A 22,270-nucleotide genomic window follows, 5' to 3' on the forward strand; every position below is an offset into this window, starting at 1 on the left:
CCTATGCGCCACCGGCGTCCGGATTATTGTCCGGACGCTTGGTCGAAAGCCGAATGATGCTCCTGAAGGCGGCTGCGATTCCGAGGAACATCACCACCAACAGACCTGCGGGACTGGTGCCGAACCAGCGGTCGATCAGCCAGCCGATCAACGCGCCGCCGGCAATGCCGCCGATCAGCAGGGCGATCACCTGGTTGCCGAGGCCATAGCCCTCAGCCGCCGAAGGATCCCGCACCTTCCCCTCACGCGCCGCCTGGCCGGCCTGCGCCGCCTTCAACCGCTCGTCGAGCCGGTCGAGACGGGCGCTGTCGTCCGCGTCGCTGTTCGGATCCTGCTGACCATTGACCGTGCCCAAGCAAAGGCTCCTTGCACCGCCACCCCGAAAGCGCGCGTTCTTTAGGAAAGCCCCCCTGGCAAGTCAACCATAGCGACACCGCGCTGCAGCATTGCGCCTGTAGGCTGGCGCCGCGTTTCGCGTCCGCCGGCGGGAGATCGCGGATCCTCCCGCCTCGCGCACAAGAAAAGGGCCGGCGCGGGCCGGCCCTTCTCCCATCGATTCAACGACGATCAGCGCTGCTGATTGTCGCGGCGGTGTTCGTCACCGCGCTTCTGATTCTCGTCGCGGCGCTCCGAATTGCCGGCCTCGAAATTCTGGCCGCCGTCCTGCTGCTGTTGCTGCTGGTCGTCGCGGCGCTCGTTCGGGCGCTGCTCGTTGCCGGCCTTGAAATTCGGATCGCGACGCTGTTCGTCCTGGCGCTGATTGTCAGCCATTGTTCGCTCCTGGGTTTCAATTGGCCCACCGCCAGAAGTTCAACCCGCAAAGCGGGACGACGTTCCGCGAAAGTACCCCGACTCAACGGGATAGTCTCATCTTCAGACCGCTTCGCCTCACTCGGCGGCGAGCAGCATTCCGGCGCGCTCCAGATCGACGGAGACGAGCTGGCTGACGCCGCGCTCGGCCATGGTCACGCCGAACAGCCGGTGCATGCGGCTCATGGTCACCGCATTGTGGGTGACGATGAGGAAGCGCGTGTCGGTCAGCTCGGTCATGCGGTCGAGCAGGTCGCAGAAGCGCTCGACATTGGCGTCGTCGAGCGGCGCGTCGACCTCGTCGAGCACGCAGATCGGCGCCGGGTTGGTGAGAAACACGCCGAAGATGAGCGCGACGGCGGTCAGCGCCTGTTCGCCGCCCGACAGCAGGGTCAGCGACTGCAATTTCTTGCCCGGCGGCTGCGCCATGATCTCCAGCCCCGCCTCCAGCGGGTCGTCCGATTCGATCAGCTCGAGATGCGCGGCGCCGCCGTTGAACAAGGTGGTGAACAGCTCGCGGAAATGGGTGTTCACCGCCTCGAACGCCGCAAGCAGCCGCACCCGCCCTTCGCGGTTGAGGCTGCCGATGCTGCCGCGCAGGCGGGCGATGGCGGTTTCGAGCTCGGCCCGCTCGCTTTCGGAGCTGGTGCGCGTCTCGTCGAGCTCGGCGAGCTCGGTTTCGGCGCGGAGGTTGACCGGGCCGATGCGTTCGCGGTCGAGCGTCAGCCGTTCCATCTCGACGGTCAGCGCCTCTGCAGCGGGGACGTCTTCCTCGTCGAAACCCAATTGGCCGGGAAGCAGCGGCGGCGGGCATTGGAAGCGCTCGCCGGCCAGCCGCGCGACCTCGATGCGGCGCAGCTCATGCTGCTCGGCGAGCGTCGCAAGGCGCGCGCGCTCCTCGCGGGCCTGCGCCTGCCGCTCGCTGGCGGTGCGCAGCTCGGCCTCGACACCGCGCAAGCCGGTCTCGGCGGCGGCCAGCGCGTCGGCGGCGGCGCGGCGGCCGGCTTCGGCGGCGTGGATGTCATCGGCGAGGCGCGCCTGCCGTTCGGCGATCTGCGCCGGACGCTCGGCGAGCCCGGCCAATTCCTCGGCGATGGCGCCCTGACGGGCATCGAGTTCGGCGCGTTGGGTGGCGCTGCCGGCGAGGCGGCGCTCCCAGCCGGCGCGCTCGCTGCCGACCGAACCGAGCCGCGCGACGTCGCCTTCGAGACCGCGCGACAGGCCGGCATGGTCGGCGCGGGCCGACGCCAGTGTGGCACGGCTGGTATCGACGGCGCGCCGAGCCTCGGCGGTGACGGCGCCGAGCGCGGTGACATCGGGCAGCTTGTCGCGATTGGCCTCGCCCTCGGCAACGCCGGCCTCGGCAGCAGCCAATTCCTCGCTGGCGCGCGCGAGGCCGTGCTCCAGCGATTCGAGGCGGCTGTTGCGGCGTTCGAGGGCGGCGGCGAGCTGCGCCAGCCGCGACCGGGCGGCCTCGCGGCGGCGCTCGGCCTGCGTGCGCGCCTCGCGGCCCGCGCGTTCGTCGGCCTGCGCGGCGTCGAAACGGGCGCGGGCGTCGTCGAGCTTGTTCTGCGATTCGCCGACACGCGCCTGTGCCGGCGGCAGCTGCGCCTCGATCTCGGCGAGACGATTGCGCTGGACCAGCCGCTCGGCAGCCGCCGCCGACTGCCCGCCGTGCGCGACGAAGCCGTCCCAGCGCCACAGGCGGCCGTCGCGGCTGACCAGCCGCTGGCCGACGGCGAGTTTTGATACGAGCGCGGGCGCGGCGTCGGTGTCGGCGACGCCAACCTGCGCGAGGCGCCGCGCCAGTTCGGGCGGCGCATCGACCTGCGCGGCAAGCGGGGTGACACTGGCGGGAAGCGCGGGATCGCCCTTCCCCGCTTCGGCGCCGGCCCAGGTCCGGCCGGTGGTCGCAGCACCAATGCCCGCCGACAGATCATCGCCGAGCGCGGCGGCGAGCGCCGCCTCATAGCCTGAGTTCACCCGGATCGAGTCGAGCGCGCTTTTGCCGCCGCCCGAGGCCGGCGTGGCGAGCATGCGGGCGAGCGCATCTCGTTCGGTGGACAGCGCCGCGGCCGCGGCGCGGGCTTCGGCGAGCAGGCGGGTGGCGTCGTCGCGGGCGGTTTCGGCTTCGATACGCGCCGCGTCGGCGGCTTCGATGCGCGCAGTGGCGGAGCCGATGGTCGCTTCGGCCTCGGCGAAGTCGGCTTCCGCTTCCTCGCGAGCCCCTTCCTCGCCGTCGTCGGCGCGCAGCGCATCTCGCTCGCGTTCGAGGCGGGCGACCTCGTCATGGGCGCGGCGCAGGCGGGCGGCGGCGGCGGCGAGCGCCGATTCGGCGGCGCGGTGCAGCGCCTGCGCTTCGGCCTGCGCCTCGATATGCGCGTTCAGCTCGCGCTCGTCCTGCGTCGCGGCGGTTTCGGCGGCGGCGACGCGCTGCGCGGCGATCTCCAGTCCCTCGCGCGCTTCGCCGATGCGCGTGTCGAGCGCAGCGGCCTCGGCGGCGAGCCGTTCGAGCGCGGCGCCGGCGTCCTCGGCGAGTCCCGCCTCACGATCGAGGTCGCGGGCGGTGGCGTTGCGGCTGGCGGCCAGTTCCTGCTGACGGCGCTCGACCTGCTGCAACTTGGCGATGAGCGACTGGCGTGCCTGATTGAGCGCCTGCAAGCCCGCCGCCGCTTCGGCCTCGGCCTGCCGCAGCCCCGGCAAGCCAGCCGCGGCCTCGGCCTGCGCCGCCGACAGGCGGGCAGCGTCGCGGGTGGCCTCGGTCACCTTGCCCTCGATCACGGTGGAGGCGCGCTTGGCATCCTCCGCCGCCTGCGCCGCTTCGCGCCAGCGCGCGAACAGGGTCTGCCCTTCGATGCGGCGGATACGGTCGGACAGCAGGCGGTATCGTTCTGCCTGTTTGGCCTGACGGCGCAGCGCGTTGGCCTGCGCTTCCATCGTCTGGAGCACGTCGTCGAGCCGCGAGAGATTGGCCTCGGCGGCGCGCAGCCGCTGTTCGGCATCCTTGCGGCGGACATGGAGGCCAGCGATGCCGGCGGCCTCCTCGAGCATTGCGCGCCGCTCCTGCGGCTTCGCGGCAATGATCGCGCCGATGCGGCCCTGGCTGACCAGCGCCGGCGAGTGCGCGCCGGTCGCTGCGTCGGCGAACAGCAGCTGCACGTCCTTCTGACGGACATCCTTGCCGTTGATCCGGTAGGCGGAGCCGAGGCCGCGCTCGATGCGGCGCGTCACCTCGATCTGGTCGCCGTCGTTGAACTGCGCCGGCGCGGTGCGGTCGTCGTTGTCGAGCTGCAGCGTGACGTCGGCGAAGTCGCGGCTGGGGCGCGACTGGGTGCCGGCGAAGATCACATCCTCCATGCCGCCGCCGCGCAGCGACTTGGGCGAGGATTCGCCCATCACCCAGCGGATGGCTTCGAGGAGGTTGGACTTGCCGCAGCCGTTGGGGCCGACCACGCCGGTCAGGCCGTCCTCGATCCGCAACTCGGTCGGATCGACGAACGACTTGAAGCCGGCGAGTCTTAGACGCTTGAAGCGCAAGGCGGCCCCGATTTTCCTACCGCTAGAGGGCGGCCTTGATCTTCGGTTCCAGCGCCGGCCAGCTCGACACGCCCTCCAGCGTCTCGCCGTTCAGCACGAAGGTCGGCGTACCGGTGAGGCCGTGCTTGTTGACGCCGTCGTTGCGAATCTTGCCGAGGAAATCGATCTGCTTGGTATCGGTCATGCACTGCTTCAGCTTGGCGCCGGGCAGGCCGCGGGCCGCGAAGAAGCTGTCGAGACCGGCAATGCGCAGCAGGCCGACGAGCTGGTCCGCCTGCGGCTGGCCCTCAAGCTCGGCGAGCTTCGCCTGGTTGTCGAACGCGGTCTGCATCCAGGTTTTCTGGGTGCGGAAGATATCGTCGGTGAGGCGGAAGAACGGCGCCGCGCCCTGGCAGCGCACCGCCAGCGACACCGGCGGGTCGAGCGGGCCGCCGAGCAGGAAGGTGCGCATCTCGTAGGAGACGTTGCCGGTGCGGATGTAATTCTCCAGCGGCACCTTCGAGGTGGCGTGGAAATCGGCGCAGTGCGAGCAGGACACCGAGGCGAACTCGATGATCTTCACCTTGGCGTCGGGGTTGCCCATCAGGAAGCCGCCGTCGGCGGTCGCGACGGTGGCCTGCGTCCAGTCCTTCGAGGCCACGGCGCCCGCCTTGGCAGCGCCGGCAGGCGCTTCGCCGGCAACGGCGTCCGACGGCGTGCTGCTGTCGCAGGCGGCGATCATCATGATGAGCGAGGCCGCGATGAGCGAACGCATCGGCCGACGGGCGGTGAACATGCTGGTCTTCCCCATTTGCCGCCCGCCGTGCGCGGGCGTGATCGAGCGGTTTATGCCGCTCCGGTTTCGGCTAGTCAAAGCGCGGCGGGCCCTTGGTGACGCCGATCTGGCGGGCGAGCGCCTCCAGCGAGCCGCGCAGGCCGGCATCGCCGATCGGTTTGAGCATGGCGGTGACCTCGGCGGAGAGCGGCTGAAGCTCGGGCTTCGCCTCGCGCTTCGGGCGCGGCGGCAGCTCGCCATGCTTCAAACTGACGCGCGTGACGGCGGCATAGCCGAAGAAGCGGTTCACCCGCTCGATCACCTGCGGCTCGACATGCTGAAGCATCGTCGCGAAGGGACCTGAGCAGAGGATAGTCAGCGTCCCGCCGCTGCGCTTGCCCGCCGGGAAGGATAGCGCGTCGGGCGCCGAGTGGCGGGCATAATCCTCGCCGACGATCTCCGGCCAGCGCGCGACGATCGCCGACTGGACGAAGCCGAAGCGGCGGAAGGCGGCGCGGCTGACACCGGGCACGATATCGGCGACGGAGCGAACCTGCCCCGTCCGTCCGCTGCCCGCCTTCTTGGTGCGGGCGCGTGCAATCTTGTCCGATTCCGCCATGCGCCGATTAATGCCATAGGCGGACGATGCCCGTCGACTCCGCGGCCCGCGAAATTCTTGCCTGGTACGATGCCAACGCTCGCGCGATGCCGTGGCGGCGGGCGCCGGGCGCCAATGTGCCGGTCGACCCCTACCGGGTGTGGCTGTCGGAGGTGATGCTCCAGCAGACGACGGTGGCGATGGCGACGCCCTATTTCGAGAAGTTCACCGGCATGTGGCCGACCGTCGAGGCGCTTGCGTCGGCCGAGGATGCGGCGGTGATGAGCGCCTGGGCGGGGCTCGGCTATTATGCCCGCGCCCGCAATCTCCTCGCCTGCGCGCGGGCGGTGGCCGAACGCGGCGGGTTTCCGGGGTCGGAGGCGGAGTTGCTGACCTTGCCGGGGGTCGGCCCCTACACCGCGGCGGCGGTGGCCTCGATCGCCTTCGATGAGGCCGCGCCGGTGGTCGACGGCAATGTCGAGCGGGTGATGTCGCGGCTGTTCGCGGTCGAGACACCGCTCCCCGCGGGTAAGCGCGAGTTGCGCGCCCATGCCGCGGCGCTGACCCCGACGATGAGGCCCGGCGACTATGCGCAGGCGGTGATGGACCTTGGCGCGACAATCTGCACGCCGAAGAAGCCGCGCTGTGGAGCTTGCCCATGGCAGGGCCGATGTGCGGCGTTCGCGGCGGGCAATCCGGAACGCTATCCGCTGAAGGCGCCCAGGGCGGCGCGGCCGACACGATACGGCACCGCGTGGTGGATCGAGGCGGAGGGGCATGTGCTGCTGGTGCGGCGGCCACCGAAGGGCCTGCTCGGCGGAATGGTGGCGTTGCCGGCGAGCGAGTTCGCGCTGGAGCGGGTGGAAGGTGGCGCGCCGGTCGAGGCGGCGTGGTCGCGGGTGCCGGAGCCGGTGCGGCATGCCTTCACGCATTTCGATCTGGTGCTCGATGTGGCCGCAGTTCGGTTGCCGCGCCGCCCCGACGTCGAGGGCGAATGGCATCCGATCGCGACGATCGATGCCGCCGGGCTCCCCACGCTCTTCCGCCGCGCCGCTGACGCCGCGATGACGCCGTGCCTCCTGTAGAATCGTCATCCCGCGAAGGCGGGGATCCATTCCCCGTGACGCCTGAGCGAATGGATCCCCGCCTGCGCGGGGATGACGATGTAGGTGTGGGACGCTACATGCGCCCCATGACCCATCCTGATCCCGTTCATGTCATCGGCGGCGGCCTCGCCGGTTCGGAAGCCGCGTGGCAGCTGGCCCGCGCTGGCGTTCCCGTCGTGCTCCACGAGATGCGCCCGGTGCGCGGTACCGATGCGCACCACACCGATGGTCTGGCCGAACTGGTGTGTTCGAACAGCTTCCGCTCCGACGACCCCAACAACAATGCCGTAGGCCTGTTGCACGAGGAGATGCGGCGGCTGGGGTCGCTGATCCTGTCGGCGGGCGATGCGGCGCGCGTGCCGGCGGGGTCGGCGCTCGCCGTTGATCGCGATGACTTTTCGGCGCGCGTGACCGCGGCGCTGGAGGCTGAGCCGCTGGTCGAGATTCGCCGCGAGCTGGTTGACGACCTGCCGCCGGCCGACTGGTCGAGCGTGATCGTTGCGACCGGGCCGCTGACCGCCGCGCCGCTGGCCGAGGCGATCCGGGCGTTCACCGGCGAGGACAGCCTCGCCTTCTTCGACGCCATCGCGCCGATCGTGCATTTCGACAGCGTCGACCAGGACATCGCCTGGTTCCAGAGCCGCTACGACAAACTTGGTCCGGGTGGGGGCGACGGCAAGGATTACATCAACTGCCCGCTCGACAAGGAGCAGTACGAAGCGTTCATCGACGCCCTGCTCGCCGCCGAGAAGACCGTGTTCAAGGAATGGGAGGCGAACACTCCCTATTTTGAAGGCTGCATGCCGATCGAGGTGATGGCCGAGCGCGGGCGCGACACCTTGCGCTTCGGGCCGATGAAGCCGGTTGGCCTGCGCGACCCGCGCACCGAGCGGCGGCCGTGGGCGGTCGTCCAGCTCCGCCAGGACAACAAGCTCGGCACGCTCTACAACATCGTCGGATTCCAGACGAAGCTGAAGCATGGCGAGCAGACGCGCATCTTCCGGATGATCCCCGGATTGGAGAACGCGCAGTTCGCCCGGCTGGGTGGCCTCCACCGCAACACCTTCATCAAGTCGCCGGTACTGCTCGACGCAAGCCTGCGCCTGCGCGCCGACACACGGCTGCGTTTCGCCGGGCAAATCACCGGGTGCGAGGGCTATGTAGAGAGCGCCGCGGTGGGCCTGCTCGCGGGCCGCTTCGCCGCCGCCGAGCGGCTGGGCGCCGAACCGTCGCTGCCGCCGGAGACGACCGCGCTCGGCGCGCTGCTCGGCCACATCACCAGCGGCGCGGAGGCGGACAGCTTCCAGCCGATGAACGTCAACTTCGGCCTGTTCCCGCCGCTGACCGAGAAGGTGCACAAGAGCCAGCGCAAGCAGACGATGGCGGCGCGCGCGCTGGCCGATCTGGATGCGTGGATCGGGCGGAAGGAAGCGGCGGAATAATCAGGCGTCGTCCGCTTCCGCCACCGGCGGGCAGGCCGCCTTCGGTTTGCGCTGCACCGCCGTGGTCGCGAACTCGGGCGCCGAGAGCCGGCCGCTGCGGTCGCCGTCGGCGCCCTTGAATTTGTCGATGGTCTTCACCGCATATTCGTCGAAATCGAGCCGGCCGTCGCCGTTGACGTCGAGCTTGGCGAAGGCGCGCTGGCGGGCGCGGAGATATTCGTCGCGGCTGACGGCGCCGTCCTTGTCGCGGTCGTAGCGGGCGAGGCGCTTTTCCTCGCGGCTCGGTTCGCGCTCATCGGCGGCGGGCGGGGCGGGAAGCGCGCCGCCATCGGGCGCGACCCGGAAAGACCCGTCGGGCGGCGGGGGCAACGCGGAGTCGTTATCGGCCGAAGCAAAGGCAACGAGCGCGCCGCCCATCAGGATTACCGCCGCACCGCCTGCCAGCCACCGGATCATCACGCCCTCCCCTGCGCTATCTCCCGCTGATTATGCTCCACAGCAAGCGCGCCTGTCGACCGGGTGACCCCCGGTGGCCGGGACGCCGGCCGGCGCGCAGGGCGGCGAGGTCGCGGCGGGCGAGCGCGGCGAGGCCGATGAGCGGTCGCGCCGTCGCGGCGGGGGCGAGCAGATCGGCTGCGCGGTTCAGCAGCGTCGCATCGACGTCGCTGCCCCGCCGCGCCGCTTCGACGAGCGCCCAGCCTTCGCCCAGCCGCTTCGCGTTCGCCGTGTCGCCGCCGAGCAAGGTTGCCGCTGCCTCGAACAACCGCGAGCGCGAGACGGCATAGGCCGCGAGGTCGCCTTCGAGCAGCGCCAGATAGGCATCCTCCAGCGGCTCGAGGCTGGCGCCGCTGATCCCGGCGGGCAGGATATGATCGGCGACGGCCGCGAGCACCGGCTGCGCGGGGCGCTTGCCGGCGTCGAGTCCCTCCAACTGCTCGCGCCACCACGCCAGCCTGATCTGGCCGAGCATCGGCTCGGTGGTGGTGCGCGCCACCTCGGCCATTTCGAGGTCGAGCGCGTGCAGTGCGAGCAGCCCGGTGCGCGCTGCCGGCGGCGCATAGAGCGACGCCAGATAGCGATCGAGGTCGCGTTCGCGCACCAGCGCGAAGACGGGGTCGGCGGTATCGGTCACGGGCGCGCCTTAGCGGCTAAACGGCGGAAAGGCGATGTTAACCGCGTCTCTCAATCTTTCCTTACCCGCGCCCGTGCCAAAGCTGCTGCGATGGGATGCTTGGGGCGTCCCCGGTAGATTGGAACGAGGATGGCGAACCGGCTTGGCGGTCGCTTTCGCGCCGCGCTCGGGCGGCTGCGGCAGGACACACGCGGCAATGTGATGCTGTTCATGGCGGCGGGCGTCATCCCTGTCACCGCCGCGGTCGGCGGCGGGGTCGACCTGACGCGCGCCTACATGGCGCAGGCGCGGCTGCAGCAGGCGGTCGATGCCGCGACTCTCGCCGGTCGCAAGGCGATGACCGACGGCCAGTTGGCGACCGCGGCGCCGGAGATCACCAAGTTCCTGCAGAACAACTATCCGGCGAACATGGCCGACGGCACCGGGCTCTCGGTCGCCGAGCCGATTTTCCAGTCGGAATCGATCGACGTCGATTCGGAGATCACCGAGCAGGGGGCGCTCTGCGTCACCGCCAGCACCTCGGTGCCGACCCTGGTGATGGGCGCGTTCGGCAAGCAGTCGATCGGCATTTCCGCCGATAGCTGCGCGCGCCGGTCGGGCACCAACATCGATGTGGTGCTGGTGCTCGACGTGACGGGATCGATGGCGGGATCGCGCCTCACCGCGCTGAAGACCGCGACCACCGACTTCCTCGAAACGCTCGACGATACGCGCACGCAGCTCGCGGTATCGGGCCTGCGCGTCCGCGTCGGCATCGTCCCCTATTCGCAGGCGGTGAACATCGGCCGGCTGCTGCACGAGGAGAACAGCGCCTATATCGCCACCAGCGGCGACTATTGGACCGATATCGGCACGCCCTACCGCCCGTGCACGAACGACAGCGATGACGACTGCAATTGGCGGAACCGCACCAGCGATGACAACGCGCGCGCCGTCGCGCTCGATCTGTCGAGCTTCATCACCAACGGCGGCGCCGCCGGCACGAGCTTCAACAATGCCTACGCCTGGAAGGGCTGCGTCGAGATGCGTCCCTCGATCAAGACGATCGGCTCCTCCACCAGCATCAGCTCGATCCCGGCCGGCGCCTGGGACATCATCGACGCCGCGCCGGGCGTCGTCGTCAACGGCGGCACCGCGCCGGCGTGGAAGCCCTATTTCTCGTCGCCGACCAAGAGCGAGAACCGCTTTGGCACCAGCCCGCGCACGACGCAGCCGACCGCCGCGCCGTGGAGCGCGATGAAGTGGGAGGTCGACGACCGGCCGACCTGGCGAACCACGCGAGCCTCGGCGACCACGACCGGCGCCAATCCCAATGCCAGCTGCCCCGCCGAGGCGAAGAAGCTCGGCGAGCATAGCGCGACGTCGTTGGCGAGCTATGTCAGCGGCCTCGTCGCCGAGGGCGGCACCCTGCACGACGTCGGCATGTACTGGGGCCTCGCGATGATCAGCCCGCAGGCGCCGTTCGTGAACGAGACCGAGTATCTGGCCGCCGGCCATACCGGATCGAAGCGCGATGTGAAGAAATACATCGTCTTCATGACCGACGGCGAGCTGGCGCCGCCCGGCACCTATTCGGCCTGGGGCAAGGAGAGCTGGGACAAGCGCATCCACAGCGACTCCGACAGCACCACCGAGCATCGCAAGCGCTTCCAGATGCTGTGCGAGGCGGGGAAGCAGCAGAACGTCAACATCTCGACGATCGCTTTCGGGGATTCGATGGGATCGAGCGATGCCACCGCGCTGCAGAACTGCGCCACCAACACCGACCAATATTACAAGGCGGCCAACTCCGCCGACCTGATCGCGGTGTTCCAGGTGATCGCTAACAACATCGGCTATCTGCGCCTGTCGGAATGAGCGGGCGCATACCCATCCTCCGCCGCCTGCGCCGCGACCAGCGCGGCGCGGCGGTCGTCGAGTTCGCCTTCATGGTGATGCCGATGCTGATGATGCTGCTCGGCGGCATCGAGCTCGGTTATCTCGCTTACTCGAAGACCGTGCTCGAAGGCGCGATCCGGCAGGCGTCGCACATGGCGGCGACCGGGCAATATTCCGCCGACGATATCGGCGACGAGGTGCGCGAACGGCTGGCGCGCATTGGGGCCGTCGATGACGATGTCGAGATCGTCACCCGCGCCTATGGCAGCTTCGAGGATGTGCAGAAGCCCGAGCCGCTGACCTCCGATGTCGAGCCGCTGGGTGGTGCGCCGGGGCGCGGCGACTGCTTCATCGATCTGAACGGCGACGGCCAGTGGAGCGAGGACGCCAGCCAGGCCGGCCTCGGCGCCTCGGAGGACATCGTCTATTTCGAGGTGACGGCGACCTATCCGCTGCTGTTCAAGATGATGGGCAAGCTGCTCGACGCGGACGAGGGACGGATGACGCTGGTCGCCAACGCGACGGTCAAGAACGAGCCGTTCGGTGACGAGCGCGAGCCGGCGGTCGAGCGATGCATCTCCTGAAGCGCCTCGCCCGGCTGCGCCGCGACAACCGCGGCGTCGCGATGCTGGAATTCGCGCTGATCGCGCCGGTGTTCGTGACGACCCTGCTGTTCGGGCTGGAGATCGTGATGTTCGCACTGGCGCATTCGCAGGTCAGCCGCGTCGCCAATTCCACCGCCGACTTGGCCGCGCGCTATCGCGCCAGCATCGACGAGGCCGACGTGCAGCAGCTGTTTCTCGGCGCGCGGCTGTCGGCGGAGGGCATCGACTTCGCCGAGCATGGCCGGCTGCTCTTGAGTTCGATCACCCGCAACCAGACCGCCAACGGCCACTGGATCCGCTGGCAACGCTGCGAGGGCGACCTCGACGAGGAAAGCGCGTTCGGCGAACAGGGCGACGGGCAGACCGGCACCGCCATCGAGACGGTGAACGGCATGGCGATCAACACCGGCGACAACATCATGGTCGCCGAAGCGGTGTTCGAATATCAGCCACTGATCTACCCCGACGCGCTGTTCGAGGAGATCTTCGGCGGGCGGAAGATCGTCTACACCTCGTCCTACATGGCGCGCGAGATCGCGCTGCCGACGATCACCAACACCACGGGTATTCCGGCGGCGGCGTGGCAGACCTTGGCGAACGACTGCCCGGCATCGAGCTGAGGACCTTCAGTCCCACAATCACCCGTCATCCTGACGAAGGTCAGGATCTCCCACCCCGTTCGCGCCCGCTCTCGATGAGATCCTGACTTTCGTCAGGATGACGGTGCGGAAGGAGGTTGCCGGGCGCAGCGATCTCCCCCGCGCCGCGCTCCCCCGAAAAAACGCGTCGCCCCGGCGAAGGCCGGGATCCACAACCGCGGTCGGCATGGATCCCGGCCTTCGCCGGGATAACGGAATGGTAGGGCTGAAGGCCCGCTGCGGCCGGCGCGCGCCTTAGCGCGTCAGCTTCTTGTAGGTCATCCGGTGCGGGCGATCGGCCTCGTCGCCGAGGCGGCGGCGCTTGTCTTCCTCATAGGCTTCAAAATTGCCTTCGAACCATTCGACGTGGCTGTCGCCCTCGAACGCGAGAATGTGCGTGGCGAGGCGATCGAGGAAGAAGCGATCGTGGCTGATGACCACGGCGCAGCCGGCGAAGCTCTCCAGCGCCTCTTCGAGCGCACGAAGCGTCTCGACGTCGAGATCGTTGGTCGGCTCGTCGAGCAGCAGCACGTTGCCGCCCTGCACCAGCATCTTGGCCATGTGGACGCGGTTGCGCTCACCGCCCGACAGCTGGCCGACCTTCTTCTGCTGGTCGCCGCCCTTGAAGTTGAAGGCGCCGACGTACGCGCGCGACGAGACTTCGTTCTTGCCGAAGTAGAAGCGCTCGCTGCCGCCCGAGACTTCTTCCCAGACGTTCTTGTTGGCGTCGAGCGCGTCGCGCGACTGGTCGACGTAGCCGAGCTTCACCGTCTCGCCGACCTTGATCTCGCCGCCGTCGGGCTGCTCGGCGCCGGTGATCAGCTTGAACAACGTGGTCTTGCCGGCGCCGTTCGGGCCGATGACGCCGACAATGCCGCCCGGCGGCAGGGTGAAGTTCAGATCCTCGAACAGCAGCTTGTCGCCATAGGCCTTGCTCAGCCCCTTCGCCTCGATGACGTTGCCACCCAAGCGCGGCGGAATCTGGATGAGGATCTGCGCGCCATCGGGGCGGCGCTCGTTCTGCGCCTCGACCAGCTCGTCAAACGCCTTGATGCGCGCCTTCGACTTCGACTGGCGCGCCTTCGGCGACTGGCGAATCCACTCGAGCTCGCGGGCCATCGCCTTCTGCTTGGCGTCGCTCTCCGACTGCTCCTGCTCGACGCGCTTGGCCTTCGCCTCCAGCCACGCCGAGTAATTGCCCTCGAACGGGATGCCCTTGCCGCGGTCGAGTTCGAGCACCCAGTTCACGACATTGTCGAGGAAGTAGCGATCGTGGGTGACGAGGATGACGTTGCCCTTGTAGTCGACGAGATGCTTTTCCAGCCAGGCGACGCTCTCGGCGTCGAGGTGGTTGGTCGGCTCGTCGAGCAGCAGGATTTCGGGCTTTTCGAGCAGCAGGCGGCAGAGCGCGATGCGGCGCTTCTCACCGCCCGACAGGCTGGTCACCGGCCAGTCGCCCGGCGGGCAGCGCAGCGCGTCCATGGCGATCTCGACCTGGTTGTCGAGCGTCCAGCCGTCGACAGCGTCGATCTTCTCCTGCAGCTCGCCCATCTCCGCCATCAGCGCGTCGAAATCGGTGTCGTCCTTCGGGTCGCCCATCTCCGCCGAGATGGCGTTGAAGCGGTCGATCATGTTGGCGACGTCGCGGACGCCGTCCATGACGTTCTCGCGGACATTGCGGCTCTCGTCGAGGCGCGGCTCCTGCGGCAGATAGCCGACGCGGACGCCGTCCGCCGCCCAGGCCTCGCCCTGATATTCGGTGTCCATGCCGCCCATGATCTTCATAAGCGTCGACTTGCCGGCGCCGTTGACGCCGATGATGGCGATCTTGGTGCTCGGCAGGAACTGCAGGTGGATGTTGTTGAGCACCGGCTTCGGCGCACCGGGGAAGGTCTTGGTGAGACCCTTCATCACAAAGGAATATTGATAGCCGGCCATGGGTGCTCCGCAGATCGTACGTGTCGGGAAATTGCGCGCGGCGTTTACCCGAGGCGAGACCGCTTGGCAAACCGCGCGAGGGTGAGATAGGCATCGCGCACCCCCGATGAAAGGTCTGTCATGCGCCGGATTGCCGCCCTCCCCCTGATCGCCCTCGCCCTCATCGGCGCGAAGGCGGATGACGGCACCGCGACGGCGGCGAAGCTGCGCGACGCGGCGCTGGAGAAGAATGTCGCCTGGGAGCTGGTCGAGAGCCTGACCACCGAGGTCGGCCCGCGCCTGGCCGGCACCCCCAAGGAAGCGCAGGCGCGCGCCTGGGGGGCGGCGAAGCTGAAGGCGCTCGGCTTCCAGAATGTGCGCATCGAGACCTATGACATGCCGACCTGGGTGCGCGGCGAGGAAGAGGCCTGGGTGCTCGGCGAGCATTCGCAGCCGCTCGCCGTCACCGCGCTCGGCCGCAGCGGCGCGACGCCGGCCGCCGGTATCGAGGCGGAGATCGTGCACTTCGCCAACGTCGAGGCGCTGGAGGCGGCGCCCGCGGGCAGCCTGACCGGCAAGATCGCCTTCGTGACGCATGCGATGGCGCGCACGCAGGATGGCTCCTCCTACGGGTATTTCGGCGTGGTCCGCCGCTCGGCCCCGTCGATCGCCGCGACCAAGGGCGCGGTGGCGACGCTGATCCGGTCTATGGGTACCGACATGCACCGCAATCCGCACACCGGCGGCACCAACTGGGCAGCGGGGCAGACACCGATCCCGGCGGGCGCGCTGTCGCTGCCGGACAGCGACCAGCTCGAGCGGCTGCTGAAGCGCGGCAAGCCGGTGCGGCTGAAGCTGGTGATGACCCCGCGCTTCATCGGCAACCAGCAATCTGGCAACGTCGTCGGCGAGATCGTCGGCCGCGAGGCGCCCGACGAGGTGGTCATCATCGGCGGCCACCTCGACAGCTGGGACCTCGGCACCGGCGCGATCGACGACGGCGCGGGTATCGCGATCACCACCGCCGCCGCCAAGGTCATCATGGACGGCAAGCAGCGCCCGCGCCGCACCATCCGCGTCGTCATGTGGGGCGCCGAGGAGGTCGGGCTGCTGGGTGCGGCCGCCTATGCCAAGGCGAATAGCGGCGACAAGATCGTCGCGGCGGCGGAATCGGATTTCGGCGCCGGCAAGGTCTGGAAGTTCGGCTATCGCGTCGCCGAAGGCGCGAAGCCGCTGATGGCGACGATCGCCAAGGTGCTCGCGCCGCTGGGCATCAGCCACGACACCGCCAACACCAACCGTGGCGGGCCCGACGTGCAGCCGCTGGCGACGCTCGGCGTGCCGACCTTGGCCCCCGAGCAGGATGGCAGCGACTATTTCGACCTGCACCACACGCCCGACGACACGCTCGACAAGATCGACCCCAAGGCGCTCGACCAGAATGTCGCGACCTATGTCGCGATGACCTGGCTGGTCGCGAACAGCGATGTTCAGCTCGGCCCGGTTGCCGCCGGCCCGGCCCGGTAATGCGGAACGCCTTCGCGGCTGACGCGTAGATTAGCTGAAAGCGCGCCAGTGTATGGGCGCGTCAGTAAGGTGATTTATGGCTTATGACGCGAACCGCGCGGAGCGGTTCGCATCGCCGGGGATGTACTCGGCGGGCGATTTCGCTCCGCTTTTCAATCAGATGTCCTACCCGCTCGACCGCGGGCTGATCAGGGACGGGATGGCGACGCTCTCGCGCCGCCTCGGAACGATCCGTCCCGCCTATTCCCGCTTCTAGCCGAGCATCGAGCGCAGCATCCACGCCGTCTTCTCGTGGGCCTGCATGCGATCGGACAGCAACCCGGCCGTTGGCTCGTCATGCGCGTCGTCGGCGGTCGGGAACACCTCGCGCGCCGTGCGGGCGACGGTTTCATGGTCGGCGACGAGCTGGCGCAGCATTTCCTCGGCCGAGGGCACATCCTCGGCTTCCTTGACCGTCGACAGGCGCGAGAAGGCGGCGTAGCTGCCCGGCGCCGGCTCGCCCAGCGCGCGGATGCGCTCGGCGATCTCGTCCACCGCCAGCGCCAGCTCGTTGTAGTGCGTCTCAAACATCAGGTGCAGCGTGTTGAACTGCGGCCCGGTGACATTCCAGTGGAAATTGTGGGTCTTCAGATAGAGCGTGTAGGTGTCGGCGAGCAGCCGCGACAGCCCGTGCGCGATCGCCTTCCGCTGGTCGTCCGGAATGCCGATATTGATCTTGCTGGCCATGGTCAGTCTCCTGATGTCTTGCGGCTGATGTGCGCCCGGGAGGGGGTTCGGTCCAACGGCTTTTGCCGCTGACCGTCATCGATACGATCGATCAATCACACGCAAAAATCACTAAGACTTTCGGATAGCTGGCTGGCACGCGAACGGCCGCCGCCCCTGCCTGCCGAGCTATCGGTGGCAGGGACGGCGGCCCCGTCGCGCGGTAACGCGCCGGCGTCAGGCGGCCGGCGTGGCCTTCGGCGCCGCCGGCTTCCGGGCAGCAGCTTTCTTCGCGGCCGGCTTCTTCGCCGGTGCCTTCTTCGCGGCGGGCTTCGCAGCCGGCTTGACGGCAGCCTTCGGCGCCGCGGCCTTCTTCGCGGCAGGCTTCTTCGCCGCCGGCTTCGCAGCCGCTGCAGCCTTCGGCACCGCCTTCTTCTTCGGCGCGGCCTTGGCGATGGCGTTGCCGGCGCTCTTGGCGCCATCGACGACCGCGGTGCGGACGCGCTTCGAGCTCAGCGCGGCCGCCGCAGCGGCGGTCGCGACGACCGGCGCGGCGATCGCGGCATTGCGCTTGGTGAACAGCTTCTCGCCGAGCTTCTTCGCCTTGTCGACGAGACCCGGCTTCTTGGTTTTTTCAGTCATAAGGTCCTCACTAGTCGGTTATTCGTTACGGTTGGGTAATGTATGACTCGCCGGCGCGGTTCCGCCAAGCACCGGGAACGGGTTCAGCGGCACACCCTCGTGCCAGCGCTTGTCGGGTCCGAGCTTGTAGATACCGAAATGGAGATGCGGCCCCTCGGGCGAGGCGTTGCCGGTAAAGCCGACATAGCCGATCACCTGCCCGCGCTTCACCGCCTGTCCCTCCGCCAGATCGTCGGCGTAGCGGTCGAGATGCGCGTAGTAATAGCTGTAGGTGCGCGTCGGATCGAACTGATAGACGGTCAGCCCGCCCTGATCGCTGGTGAACAGCTTTTCGATGCGACCGTCTTCGGTGGCGACCACCGGTGTGCCGCGCGGCGCCATGATATCAAGCGCCTGGTGCGCTCGGGCACCGCCGCCGCGATCATCGCCGAAGGTGTCGGTCAGATGCGTTGCCATCATGCCCGAAACCGGAATGGTCAGCCGCTTCGCCGCCAGCACACGATAGTCGGCGGGGTCCGATGCCGTTACCGCGGGTCGTGGCGGCGGCGTAACCTGCGTGGCGGGTCGCGTCGCCGACACCTCATTGACGATGACCGGCGCGTCGCCGCGCTCAGTCTCGCTGAGGTTGAAGATCACCAGCCACACAGCGCTCGTCACCGCGGCGGTGACGATCGCTGTGATGATGACGGCGCCGACCGTTGCTGCGCGCATGCGGGACTATTCCTGCAGGATCGCGGGCGTGCCCGGATCGACCATGGTGGCGAGACGCGCCGCGTCCCAGTTGGACAGGCGGATGCAGCCGTGGCTCTCCGTCCGGCTGATGTTCTGCGGCTCAGGCGTGCCGTGGATACCGTAGTGCTTCTTCGACAGGTCGATCCAGACGACGCCAACCGGGCTGTTCGGCCCCGCCGGCAGCAGCGTCTTTTCGTCTTTCGAATCCGCGTCCCAGAACAGGTCCGGGTTGTAGTGGAAGGGCGGCAGGTAGGCGCGGCCCTTGATCGTCCACTTGCCGATCGGCAGCGGATCCTTCTCGCTGCCGATCGTCGCAGGGAAGAAGGCGATGGTCTTGCCGGCCTTGTCGACGGCGCGCACCGAGGTGTCCGACTTGTCGACGATCACCCGCGCCGCCTTGGGCAGATTGGGCTGCACCGACAGTTCGTTGAGCATTTCCTCCCACGTCACCGGGTTCGCCGCGGCGCTCGCCGTGCCGATCTGCGCGCCGTCCGCGATGGACGCCTGCCCGCGGACGTTGGGCACCCAGATCAGCGTGCCGGGCCGCGAGAAATCGGCGGCGGGGTTGAGCGTCTTCAGGAACGCCGGGGTGGTATGGAATTTCTCGGCGAGCGCTTCCTCGATCGAGGTGTAGTGCAGCGCCTTCAGCTTCGCCTTTTCCATCATGTCGGTCGGGATCTTGGCGACGAACGGCCCGGCGGCATCCTCGCCGCTGATCGCGGTGCGGACGAGCGGCGGGTGCTGCTCACGCGGCAGCGCGCCCCAGGTGGCGGCGTCGAGCTTGCCGGTGACGGTCAGGCCGTTCGCCTGCTGATAGGCGCGCAACGCCTTTTCCATCAGCATGCCGAAGCCGCCGTCGAGCACGCCCGGGCCAAAGCCGGCGCGGTCGAGCATCACCTGCGCGCGCAGCACGGACGGGCCGCTCGACCCGCGCGTCAGCGCCGGCGTCGTCGTCGCATTGACGGTCGCGGCGGTGAAAGATGGTTTCGGAGCCGTAGCGTTTTTCTGAGCGGTATCAGTGCGTTGCGCGTTCGCCATACCGGCGATTCCAAGACCGGCCGTGGCAAGACTGAGACAAACGAATGCAACCCGCGATTTACAACGCATGCTATACTCCCAATATTCGTGGGGTAACGCCGGGAGGGGTGGATTTTCTCCCGCGAGCGTAACGAGCAGCGTAGGGGCTCAGTTTTATGATCGATCTTGCGGCTTCGAGCCGCCGTCGCTTTTTGACGGCTGGCGCAGGACTTGTCGGTGCGGCGATGCTGCCGAGAGCGGCGCTCGCGATCCCGATGCAGGGCGAGCGTCGCCTCAGCTTTTACAACACGCACACCAGCGAGAAGGTGAGCACCGTCTATTGGGCCGAGGGACAATATGTCCCCGAGGGCCTGCGCGACGTGAACAAGATTCTGCGCGACTGGCGCACGGGCGACGTGGAGCAGATCGACAAGAATCTGCTCGACCTGCTGACGCATCTGCGCGGCGTGACCGAGGCCGGCAACAAGCCGATCCACATCATTTCGGGCTATCGCTCGCCGCACACCAATGCAGCGCTGGCGTCGAAGTCGAACGGCGTGGCGAAGAAGAGCCTCCACCAGCTCGGCCAGGCGATCGACATCCGCATTCCGGGCATCCAGCTCGACCATCTGCGCAAGGCGGCGTTGAGCATGAAGGAAGGCGGCGTCGGCTATTACCCTTCGCAGGACTTCGTTCACGTCGACACCGGCCGCGTCCGCTTCTGGTAGGCGGTCGCCTCTGACCATTCGCTGACGGGCGCTGTGGCAACACGGCGCCCGTTGCATTTCGGGCAACGGAACTCTCGCCGCCGCCCCCGGTTGATCCGGCAAGTAGGGAGTTGCGTGAATGGCCAGCCAGCCCGTTGCCGAAAGCGTTGCCGATATCCTCGAGCTGATGCGCGAGGACCATGGTCGGTTCGAGAAATTGTTCAGCGCCTATGCCGAGGCGGATGATGCCGAGGCGAAGCGGGTCGCTGTATGCCGCATCCATTGCGCGCTGGCCGCGCATACGCAGGCGGCCGAGGAGCTGCTGTTCGACGCGATCGTCGATGCGGGCGCCGACGATGCCGCCGTCGAGGAGGCGCGTGCCGAGCATGAAGGGATGCGCAAGACCTTGCAGAGCATCCTCGCCGTCAAGGCGGACGACCCGACCTACGACATGAAGGTGCGCATGCTGCAGAAGGAAATCATGCACCATGCCCGCGAGGAGGAAGGCGAGCTGTTCGCGCAGGCCCGCGAGGCCAGCCTCGACCTCGCCGGCCTCGGCGAGCGCTACACGCGGCGGCGCGACGAACTGACCCCGCAGTTCGAGCGCGAGACCGGGCTGGCCTGATCCGCGCCAATACGGCACGATGCCCCGCAACGACGGGGAGAGAGCGCAATGTCGATTAGCTGGTTCGTGATCGCGCTGGCGGTGTTCGCGGTGCTGGTGGTGTTCAGCGCCGCCACCGTCGTCCGCCAAGGCTATGAATATACGCTGGAGCGCTTCGGCCGCTTCGTCACCGTGCTGCGCCCCGGCTTCAGCCTGATCATCCCGTTCATCGACCGCATCGGCCGCAAGATCAACATGATGGAGCAGGTCCTCGACATTCCGGGGCAGGAGATCATCACCAAGGACAACGCGATGGTCGCGGTCGACGGCGTGGTATTCTTCCAGGTGCTCGACGCCGCCAAGGCCGCCTATGAGGTGTCCGACCTCTATGTCGCGATCATGCAGCTCACCACCACCAACCTGCGCACGGTGATGGGCTCGATGGACCTCGACGAGACGCTGTCGAAGCGCGACGAGATCAACGCCCGGCTGCTGATTGTCGTCGATCAGGCGACGCACACCTGGGGCGTCAAGATCACCCGCGTCGAGATCAAGGACATCCGCCCGCCCGCCGACATCGTCAACGCGATGGGCCGCCAGATGAAAGCCGAGCGCGAGAAGCGCGCCGCCATCCTCGAGGCGGAAGGCCTGCGCGCCTCGGAAATCCTGCGCGCCGAAGGGCAGAAGCAGTCGCAGATTCTGGAGGCTGAAGGCCGCCGCGAGGCCGCTTTCCGCGACGCCGAGGCCCGCGAGCGCGAGGCGGAGGCCGAGGCCAAGGCGACGGAGATGGTGTCGAGCGCCATCGCCAGCGGCGACGCGCAGGCGATCAACTATTTCGTCGCTCAGAAATATGTCGAGGCGGTGCGCGAGTTCGCCACCTCGCCCAACTCCAAGACGATCTTCATGCCGGTCGAACTGTCGTCGCTGGTGGGCACGCTCGGCGGCATCGGCGAGCTGGTGAAGGCCGCGCGCGACGATGGCCCGCCCCCGCCGCCCAAGCCCGCGCCGCGCCCGGCCGCGCCGAAGCGCCCCGGCCCGTTCGAGACGGTGTAGGCGATGGGCGACTGGATCGACGCGCTGCTGTTCACGCCCTGGGCGTGGTTCATCCTCGCGCTGCTGCTCGCCGCACTGGAGATCGCCGCACCGGGCGCCTTCATGATCTGGCTGGCCGGCGCCGCGTTCATCACCGGCGCCGCCACCCTGCTTCTGCCGATCGGCTGGGAGACGCAGCTGGTGATCTTCGCGGCGGCGTCGATCGGATCGGTGCTGAAAGGGCGGGGATATCTGCGCCGCAATCCGCCACGCTCGGCGGACGAGCTGCTCAACAACCGCGGCGCGCGGCTGATCGGCGAGGTGGTGACGGTCGTCGAGCCGATCGTCGACGGCCGGGGCCGCGTGCAGGTCGCCGACAGCCCGTGGCTGGCGACCGGCCCCGACACGCCCGCCGGCGCGCGGGTGCGCATCCGCGCCGTGGAGGGCAGCCGGCTGCTCGTCGAGCCTTTGTCGGGAAATCGGCCAGAGGATCTGTAAGCCGGGTTCTGTCCGGCGGGTCGCCCCGCCTGGACGGCCATTCCTCTAGGACGGCTGTTGCCAGCCGCCTCAAGCAACCAACCCGGGCGACGGGCCGGATCAGGCCCATGTGCCGCCCCTATTCGGTTTTGCTCCCGGTGGGGTTTGCCGTGCCGCCGCCATTGCTGGAAGCGCGGTGCGCTCTTACCGCACCCTTTCACCCTTACCCTCTGCGCGAACGCTCGGGGCGGTCTGCTCTCTGTGGCACTTTCCCTGGGGTCGCCCCCGCCGGGCGTTACCCGGCACCGTTGATCCGTGGAGCCCGGACTTTCCTCCCCGCCACCCTTTCGAGCGCTGGCGCGGCGGCCGTCCGATCCTCTGGCCGGGGGCGGTATACGGCTTTATTTCAG

At 68.5% G+C, this 22,270-nt stretch carries 22 protein-coding genes, 1 other RNA gene and 1 pseudogene; 11 read left to right on the forward strand and 13 right to left on the reverse strand.

The features are described 5' to 3' along the window. Position 1: 1 nt before the first annotated feature. From ACFOMD_RS16480 to ACFOMD_RS16500, 5 genes are all read right to left on the reverse strand, one after another. Positions 2 to 355, reverse strand: a complete 354-nt coding sequence (locus ACFOMD_RS16480) for an AtpZ/AtpI family protein (protein ID WP_380863347.1) — start codon at positions 353 to 355, stop codon at positions 2 to 4. Positions 356 to 567: 212 nt separating this feature from the next. Next, on the reverse strand, positions 568 to 771 hold the full coding sequence (locus ACFOMD_RS16485) for a hypothetical protein (RefSeq protein WP_380863349.1): 204 nt from the start codon (positions 769 to 771) through the stop codon (positions 568 to 570). A gap of 117 nt (positions 772 to 888) precedes the next feature. After that, entirely contained in the window at positions 889 to 4,347 is a 3,459-nt protein-coding gene (smc, locus tag ACFOMD_RS16490; RefSeq protein WP_380863351.1) for a chromosome segregation protein SMC, read from the reverse strand. A gap of 22 nt (positions 4,348 to 4,369) precedes the next feature. Further along, positions 4,370 to 5,122, reverse strand: a complete 753-nt coding sequence (locus ACFOMD_RS16495; protein WP_380863352.1) for a thioredoxin domain-containing protein — start codon at positions 5,120 to 5,122, stop codon at positions 4,370 to 4,372. 70 nt (positions 5,123 to 5,192) lie between these two features. After that, positions 5,193 to 5,720 (reverse strand): DUF721 domain-containing protein, encoded by a 528-nt coding sequence (locus ACFOMD_RS16500; protein WP_380863354.1) that lies wholly within the window; start codon positions 5,718 to 5,720, stop codon positions 5,193 to 5,195. Positions 5,721 to 5,746: 26 nt separating this feature from the next. Between ACFOMD_RS16500 and mutY the strand changes: the two genes are divergently transcribed. Both mutY and trmFO read left to right on the forward strand, forming a co-directional pair. Then, on the forward strand, positions 5,747 to 6,784 hold the full coding sequence (mutY, locus tag ACFOMD_RS16505) for an A/G-specific adenine glycosylase (protein ID WP_380863356.1): 1,038 nt from the start codon (positions 5,747 to 5,749) through the stop codon (positions 6,782 to 6,784). A 107-nt stretch (positions 6,785 to 6,891) separates the two neighbouring features. After that, positions 6,892 to 8,247, forward strand: coding sequence for a methylenetetrahydrofolate--tRNA-(uracil(54)-C(5))-methyltransferase (FADH(2)-oxidizing) TrmFO (gene trmFO, locus ACFOMD_RS16510; protein WP_380863358.1), 1,356 nt, complete (start codon positions 6,892 to 6,894; stop codon positions 8,245 to 8,247). Here the strand turns inward: trmFO and ACFOMD_RS16515 are convergent, their stop codons facing one another. Together ACFOMD_RS16515 and ACFOMD_RS16520 are read right to left on the reverse strand one after the other, a co-directional pair. Beyond that, positions 8,248 to 8,703, reverse strand: a complete 456-nt coding sequence (locus tag ACFOMD_RS16515) for a histidine kinase (protein ID WP_380863360.1) — start codon at positions 8,701 to 8,703, stop codon at positions 8,248 to 8,250. A gap of 16 nt (positions 8,704 to 8,719) precedes the next feature. Further along, positions 8,720 to 9,379 carry a squalene/phytoene synthase family protein gene (locus tag ACFOMD_RS16520; protein ID WP_380863361.1) on the reverse strand — a complete coding sequence of 220 codons (660 nt, stop codon included), beginning with the start codon at positions 9,377 to 9,379 and terminating at the stop codon, positions 8,720 to 8,722. A 129-nt stretch (positions 9,380 to 9,508) separates the two neighbouring features. Here ACFOMD_RS16520 and ACFOMD_RS16525 point away from each other — a divergent pair, with 129 nt between their 5' ends. From ACFOMD_RS16525 to ACFOMD_RS16535, 3 genes are read left to right on the forward strand one after another with little or no spacing between them, the layout of a single operon-like run. Next, entirely contained in the window at positions 9,509 to 11,236 is a 1,728-nt protein-coding gene (locus ACFOMD_RS16525) for a TadE/TadG family type IV pilus assembly protein (RefSeq protein WP_380863363.1), read from the forward strand. After that, the gene (locus ACFOMD_RS16530; RefSeq protein ID WP_380863365.1) at positions 11,233 to 11,841 is read left to right on the forward strand and encodes a TadE/TadG family type IV pilus assembly protein; all 609 of its coding nucleotides are present in this window, start codon (positions 11,233 to 11,235) and stop codon (positions 11,839 to 11,841) included. Before ACFOMD_RS16525 ends, ACFOMD_RS16530 begins: the two co-directional genes overlap by 4 nt. Continuing rightward, positions 11,829 to 12,482, forward strand: coding sequence for a TadE/TadG family type IV pilus assembly protein (locus tag ACFOMD_RS16535; RefSeq protein ID WP_380863367.1), 654 nt, complete (start codon positions 11,829 to 11,831; stop codon positions 12,480 to 12,482). Before ACFOMD_RS16530 ends, ACFOMD_RS16535 begins: the two co-directional genes overlap by 13 nt. A gap of 273 nt (positions 12,483 to 12,755) precedes the next feature. Here ACFOMD_RS16535 and ettA read toward each other — a convergent pair whose 3' ends face one another. Further along, the gene (gene ettA / locus ACFOMD_RS16540; protein WP_380863369.1) at positions 12,756 to 14,438 is read right to left on the reverse strand and encodes an energy-dependent translational throttle protein EttA; all 1,683 of its coding nucleotides are present in this window, start codon (positions 14,436 to 14,438) and stop codon (positions 12,756 to 12,758) included. 120 nt (positions 14,439 to 14,558) lie between these two features. On the opposite strand from ettA, the gene ACFOMD_RS16545 reads away from it, so the two are divergent. Both ACFOMD_RS16545 and ACFOMD_RS16550 read left to right on the forward strand, forming a co-directional pair. Beyond that, the gene (locus tag ACFOMD_RS16545; RefSeq protein ID WP_380863371.1) at positions 14,559 to 15,944 is read left to right on the forward strand and encodes a M20/M25/M40 family metallo-hydrolase; all 1,386 of its coding nucleotides are present in this window, start codon (positions 14,559 to 14,561) and stop codon (positions 15,942 to 15,944) included. Between the two features lie 76 nt (positions 15,945 to 16,020). Continuing rightward, positions 16,021 to 16,200 (forward strand): hypothetical protein, encoded by a 180-nt coding sequence (locus tag ACFOMD_RS16550; protein ID WP_380863373.1) that lies wholly within the window; start codon positions 16,021 to 16,023, stop codon positions 16,198 to 16,200. On the opposite strand, the gene ACFOMD_RS16555 is transcribed toward ACFOMD_RS16550, so the two are convergent. The 4 genes from ACFOMD_RS16555 to ACFOMD_RS16570 all read right to left on the reverse strand — a co-directional run bounded on the left by ACFOMD_RS16555 (position 16,197) and on the right by ACFOMD_RS16570 (position 19,061). Beyond that, complete coding sequence (locus ACFOMD_RS16555) at positions 16,197 to 16,670, reverse strand: Dps family protein (RefSeq protein ID WP_380863375.1); 474 nt, start codon at positions 16,668 to 16,670, stop codon at positions 16,197 to 16,199. The genes ACFOMD_RS16550 and ACFOMD_RS16555 overlap by 4 nt on opposite strands. A gap of 216 nt (positions 16,671 to 16,886) precedes the next feature. Beyond that, positions 16,887 to 17,291, reverse strand: coding sequence for a hypothetical protein (locus ACFOMD_RS16560; protein WP_380863377.1), 405 nt, complete (start codon positions 17,289 to 17,291; stop codon positions 16,887 to 16,889). A gap of 18 nt (positions 17,292 to 17,309) precedes the next feature. Next, entirely contained in the window at positions 17,310 to 18,002 is a 693-nt protein-coding gene (locus ACFOMD_RS16565) for a M23 family metallopeptidase (protein WP_380863379.1), read from the reverse strand. 6 nt (positions 18,003 to 18,008) lie between these two features. After that, the gene (locus ACFOMD_RS16570) at positions 18,009 to 19,061 is read right to left on the reverse strand and encodes a L,D-transpeptidase family protein (protein WP_380863380.1); all 1,053 of its coding nucleotides are present in this window, start codon (positions 19,059 to 19,061) and stop codon (positions 18,009 to 18,011) included. A 224-nt stretch (positions 19,062 to 19,285) separates the two neighbouring features. On the opposite strand from ACFOMD_RS16570, the gene ACFOMD_RS16575 reads away from it, so the two are divergent. From ACFOMD_RS16575 to ACFOMD_RS16590, 4 genes and pseudogenes are all read left to right on the forward strand, one after another. Next, positions 19,286 to 19,768: a DUF882 domain-containing protein gene (locus ACFOMD_RS16575; protein ID WP_380863382.1), complete on the forward strand. Its 483-nt coding sequence runs from the start codon at positions 19,286 to 19,288 to the stop codon at positions 19,766 to 19,768. 118 nt (positions 19,769 to 19,886) lie between these two features. Further along, positions 19,887 to 20,372, forward strand: coding sequence for a hemerythrin domain-containing protein (locus ACFOMD_RS16580; protein ID WP_380863384.1), 486 nt, complete (start codon positions 19,887 to 19,889; stop codon positions 20,370 to 20,372). A gap of 48 nt (positions 20,373 to 20,420) precedes the next feature. Beyond that, positions 20,421 to 21,404 (forward strand): SPFH domain-containing protein, encoded by a 984-nt coding sequence (locus tag ACFOMD_RS16585; RefSeq protein ID WP_380863386.1) that lies wholly within the window; start codon positions 20,421 to 20,423, stop codon positions 21,402 to 21,404. A 102-nt stretch (positions 21,405 to 21,506) separates the two neighbouring features. Then, positions 21,507 to 21,839, forward strand: a pseudogene (locus tag ACFOMD_RS16590) (NfeD family protein); the annotation flags it as partial. A 23-nt stretch (positions 21,840 to 21,862) separates the two neighbouring features. On the opposite strand, the gene rnpB reads toward ACFOMD_RS16590, so the two are convergent. After that, positions 21,863 to 22,242: RNase P RNA component class A (gene rnpB, locus ACFOMD_RS16595), an RNA gene on the reverse strand. Between the last annotated feature and the right edge of the window lie 28 nt (positions 22,243 to 22,270).

It is taken from the genome of Sphingoaurantiacus capsulatus (assembly GCF_042648405.1).
GTDB classification, from domain to species: Bacteria; Pseudomonadota; Alphaproteobacteria; order Sphingomonadales; family Sphingomonadaceae; genus Sphingoaurantiacus; species Sphingoaurantiacus capsulatus.

What these genes read in the sequence shown, in the direction of transcription:
- ACFOMD_RS16495 (WP_380863352.1), bottom strand. Translation starts at nt 5,122, where the DNA reads ATGTTCACCGCCCGTCGGCCGATGCGTTCGCTCATCGCGGCCTCGCTC.
- ACFOMD_RS16580 (WP_380863384.1), top strand. Translation starts at nt 19,887, where the DNA reads ATGGCCAGCCAGCCCGTTGCCGAAAGCGTTGCCGATATCCTCGAGCTG.
- ACFOMD_RS16560 (WP_380863377.1), bottom strand. Translation starts at nt 17,291, where the DNA reads ATGACTGAAAAAACCAAGAAGCCGGGTCTCGTCGACAAGGCGAAGAAG.
- ACFOMD_RS16570 (WP_380863380.1), bottom strand. Translation starts at nt 19,061, where the DNA reads ATGGCGAACGCGCAACGCACTGATACCGCTCAGAAAAACGCTACGGCT.
- ettA (WP_380863369.1), bottom strand. Translation starts at nt 14,438, where the DNA reads ATGGCCGGCTATCAATATTCCTTTGTGATGAAGGGTCTCACCAAGACC.
- ACFOMD_RS16550 (WP_380863373.1), top strand. Translation starts at nt 16,021, where the DNA reads ATGGCTTATGACGCGAACCGCGCGGAGCGGTTCGCATCGCCGGGGATG.
- ACFOMD_RS16555 (WP_380863375.1), bottom strand. Translation starts at nt 16,670, where the DNA reads ATGGCCAGCAAGATCAATATCGGCATTCCGGACGACCAGCGGAAGGCG.
- ACFOMD_RS16485 (WP_380863349.1), bottom strand. Translation starts at nt 771, where the DNA reads ATGGCTGACAATCAGCGCCAGGACGAACAGCGTCGCGATCCGAATTTC.
- ACFOMD_RS16565 (WP_380863379.1), bottom strand. Translation starts at nt 18,002, where the DNA reads ATGCGCGCAGCAACGGTCGGCGCCGTCATCATCACAGCGATCGTCACC.
- ACFOMD_RS16585 (WP_380863386.1), top strand. Translation starts at nt 20,421, where the DNA reads ATGTCGATTAGCTGGTTCGTGATCGCGCTGGCGGTGTTCGCGGTGCTG.
- ACFOMD_RS16530 (WP_380863365.1), top strand. Translation starts at nt 11,233, where the DNA reads ATGAGCGGGCGCATACCCATCCTCCGCCGCCTGCGCCGCGACCAGCGC.
- ACFOMD_RS16500 (WP_380863354.1), bottom strand. Translation starts at nt 5,720, where the DNA reads ATGGCGGAATCGGACAAGATTGCACGCGCCCGCACCAAGAAGGCGGGC.
- ACFOMD_RS16535 (WP_380863367.1), top strand. Translation starts at nt 11,829, where the DNA reads ATGCATCTCCTGAAGCGCCTCGCCCGGCTGCGCCGCGACAACCGCGGC.
- mutY (WP_380863356.1), top strand. Translation starts at nt 5,747, where the DNA reads ATGCCCGTCGACTCCGCGGCCCGCGAAATTCTTGCCTGGTACGATGCC.
- ACFOMD_RS16575 (WP_380863382.1), top strand. Translation starts at nt 19,286, where the DNA reads ATGCTGCCGAGAGCGGCGCTCGCGATCCCGATGCAGGGCGAGCGTCGC.
- ACFOMD_RS16545 (WP_380863371.1), top strand. Translation starts at nt 14,559, where the DNA reads ATGCGCCGGATTGCCGCCCTCCCCCTGATCGCCCTCGCCCTCATCGGC.
- ACFOMD_RS16515 (WP_380863360.1), bottom strand. Translation starts at nt 8,703, where the DNA reads ATGATCCGGTGGCTGGCAGGCGGTGCGGCGGTAATCCTGATGGGCGGC.
- trmFO (WP_380863358.1), top strand. Translation starts at nt 6,892, where the DNA reads ATGACCCATCCTGATCCCGTTCATGTCATCGGCGGCGGCCTCGCCGGT.
- ACFOMD_RS16525 (WP_380863363.1), top strand. Translation starts at nt 9,509, where the DNA reads ATGGCGAACCGGCTTGGCGGTCGCTTTCGCGCCGCGCTCGGGCGGCTG.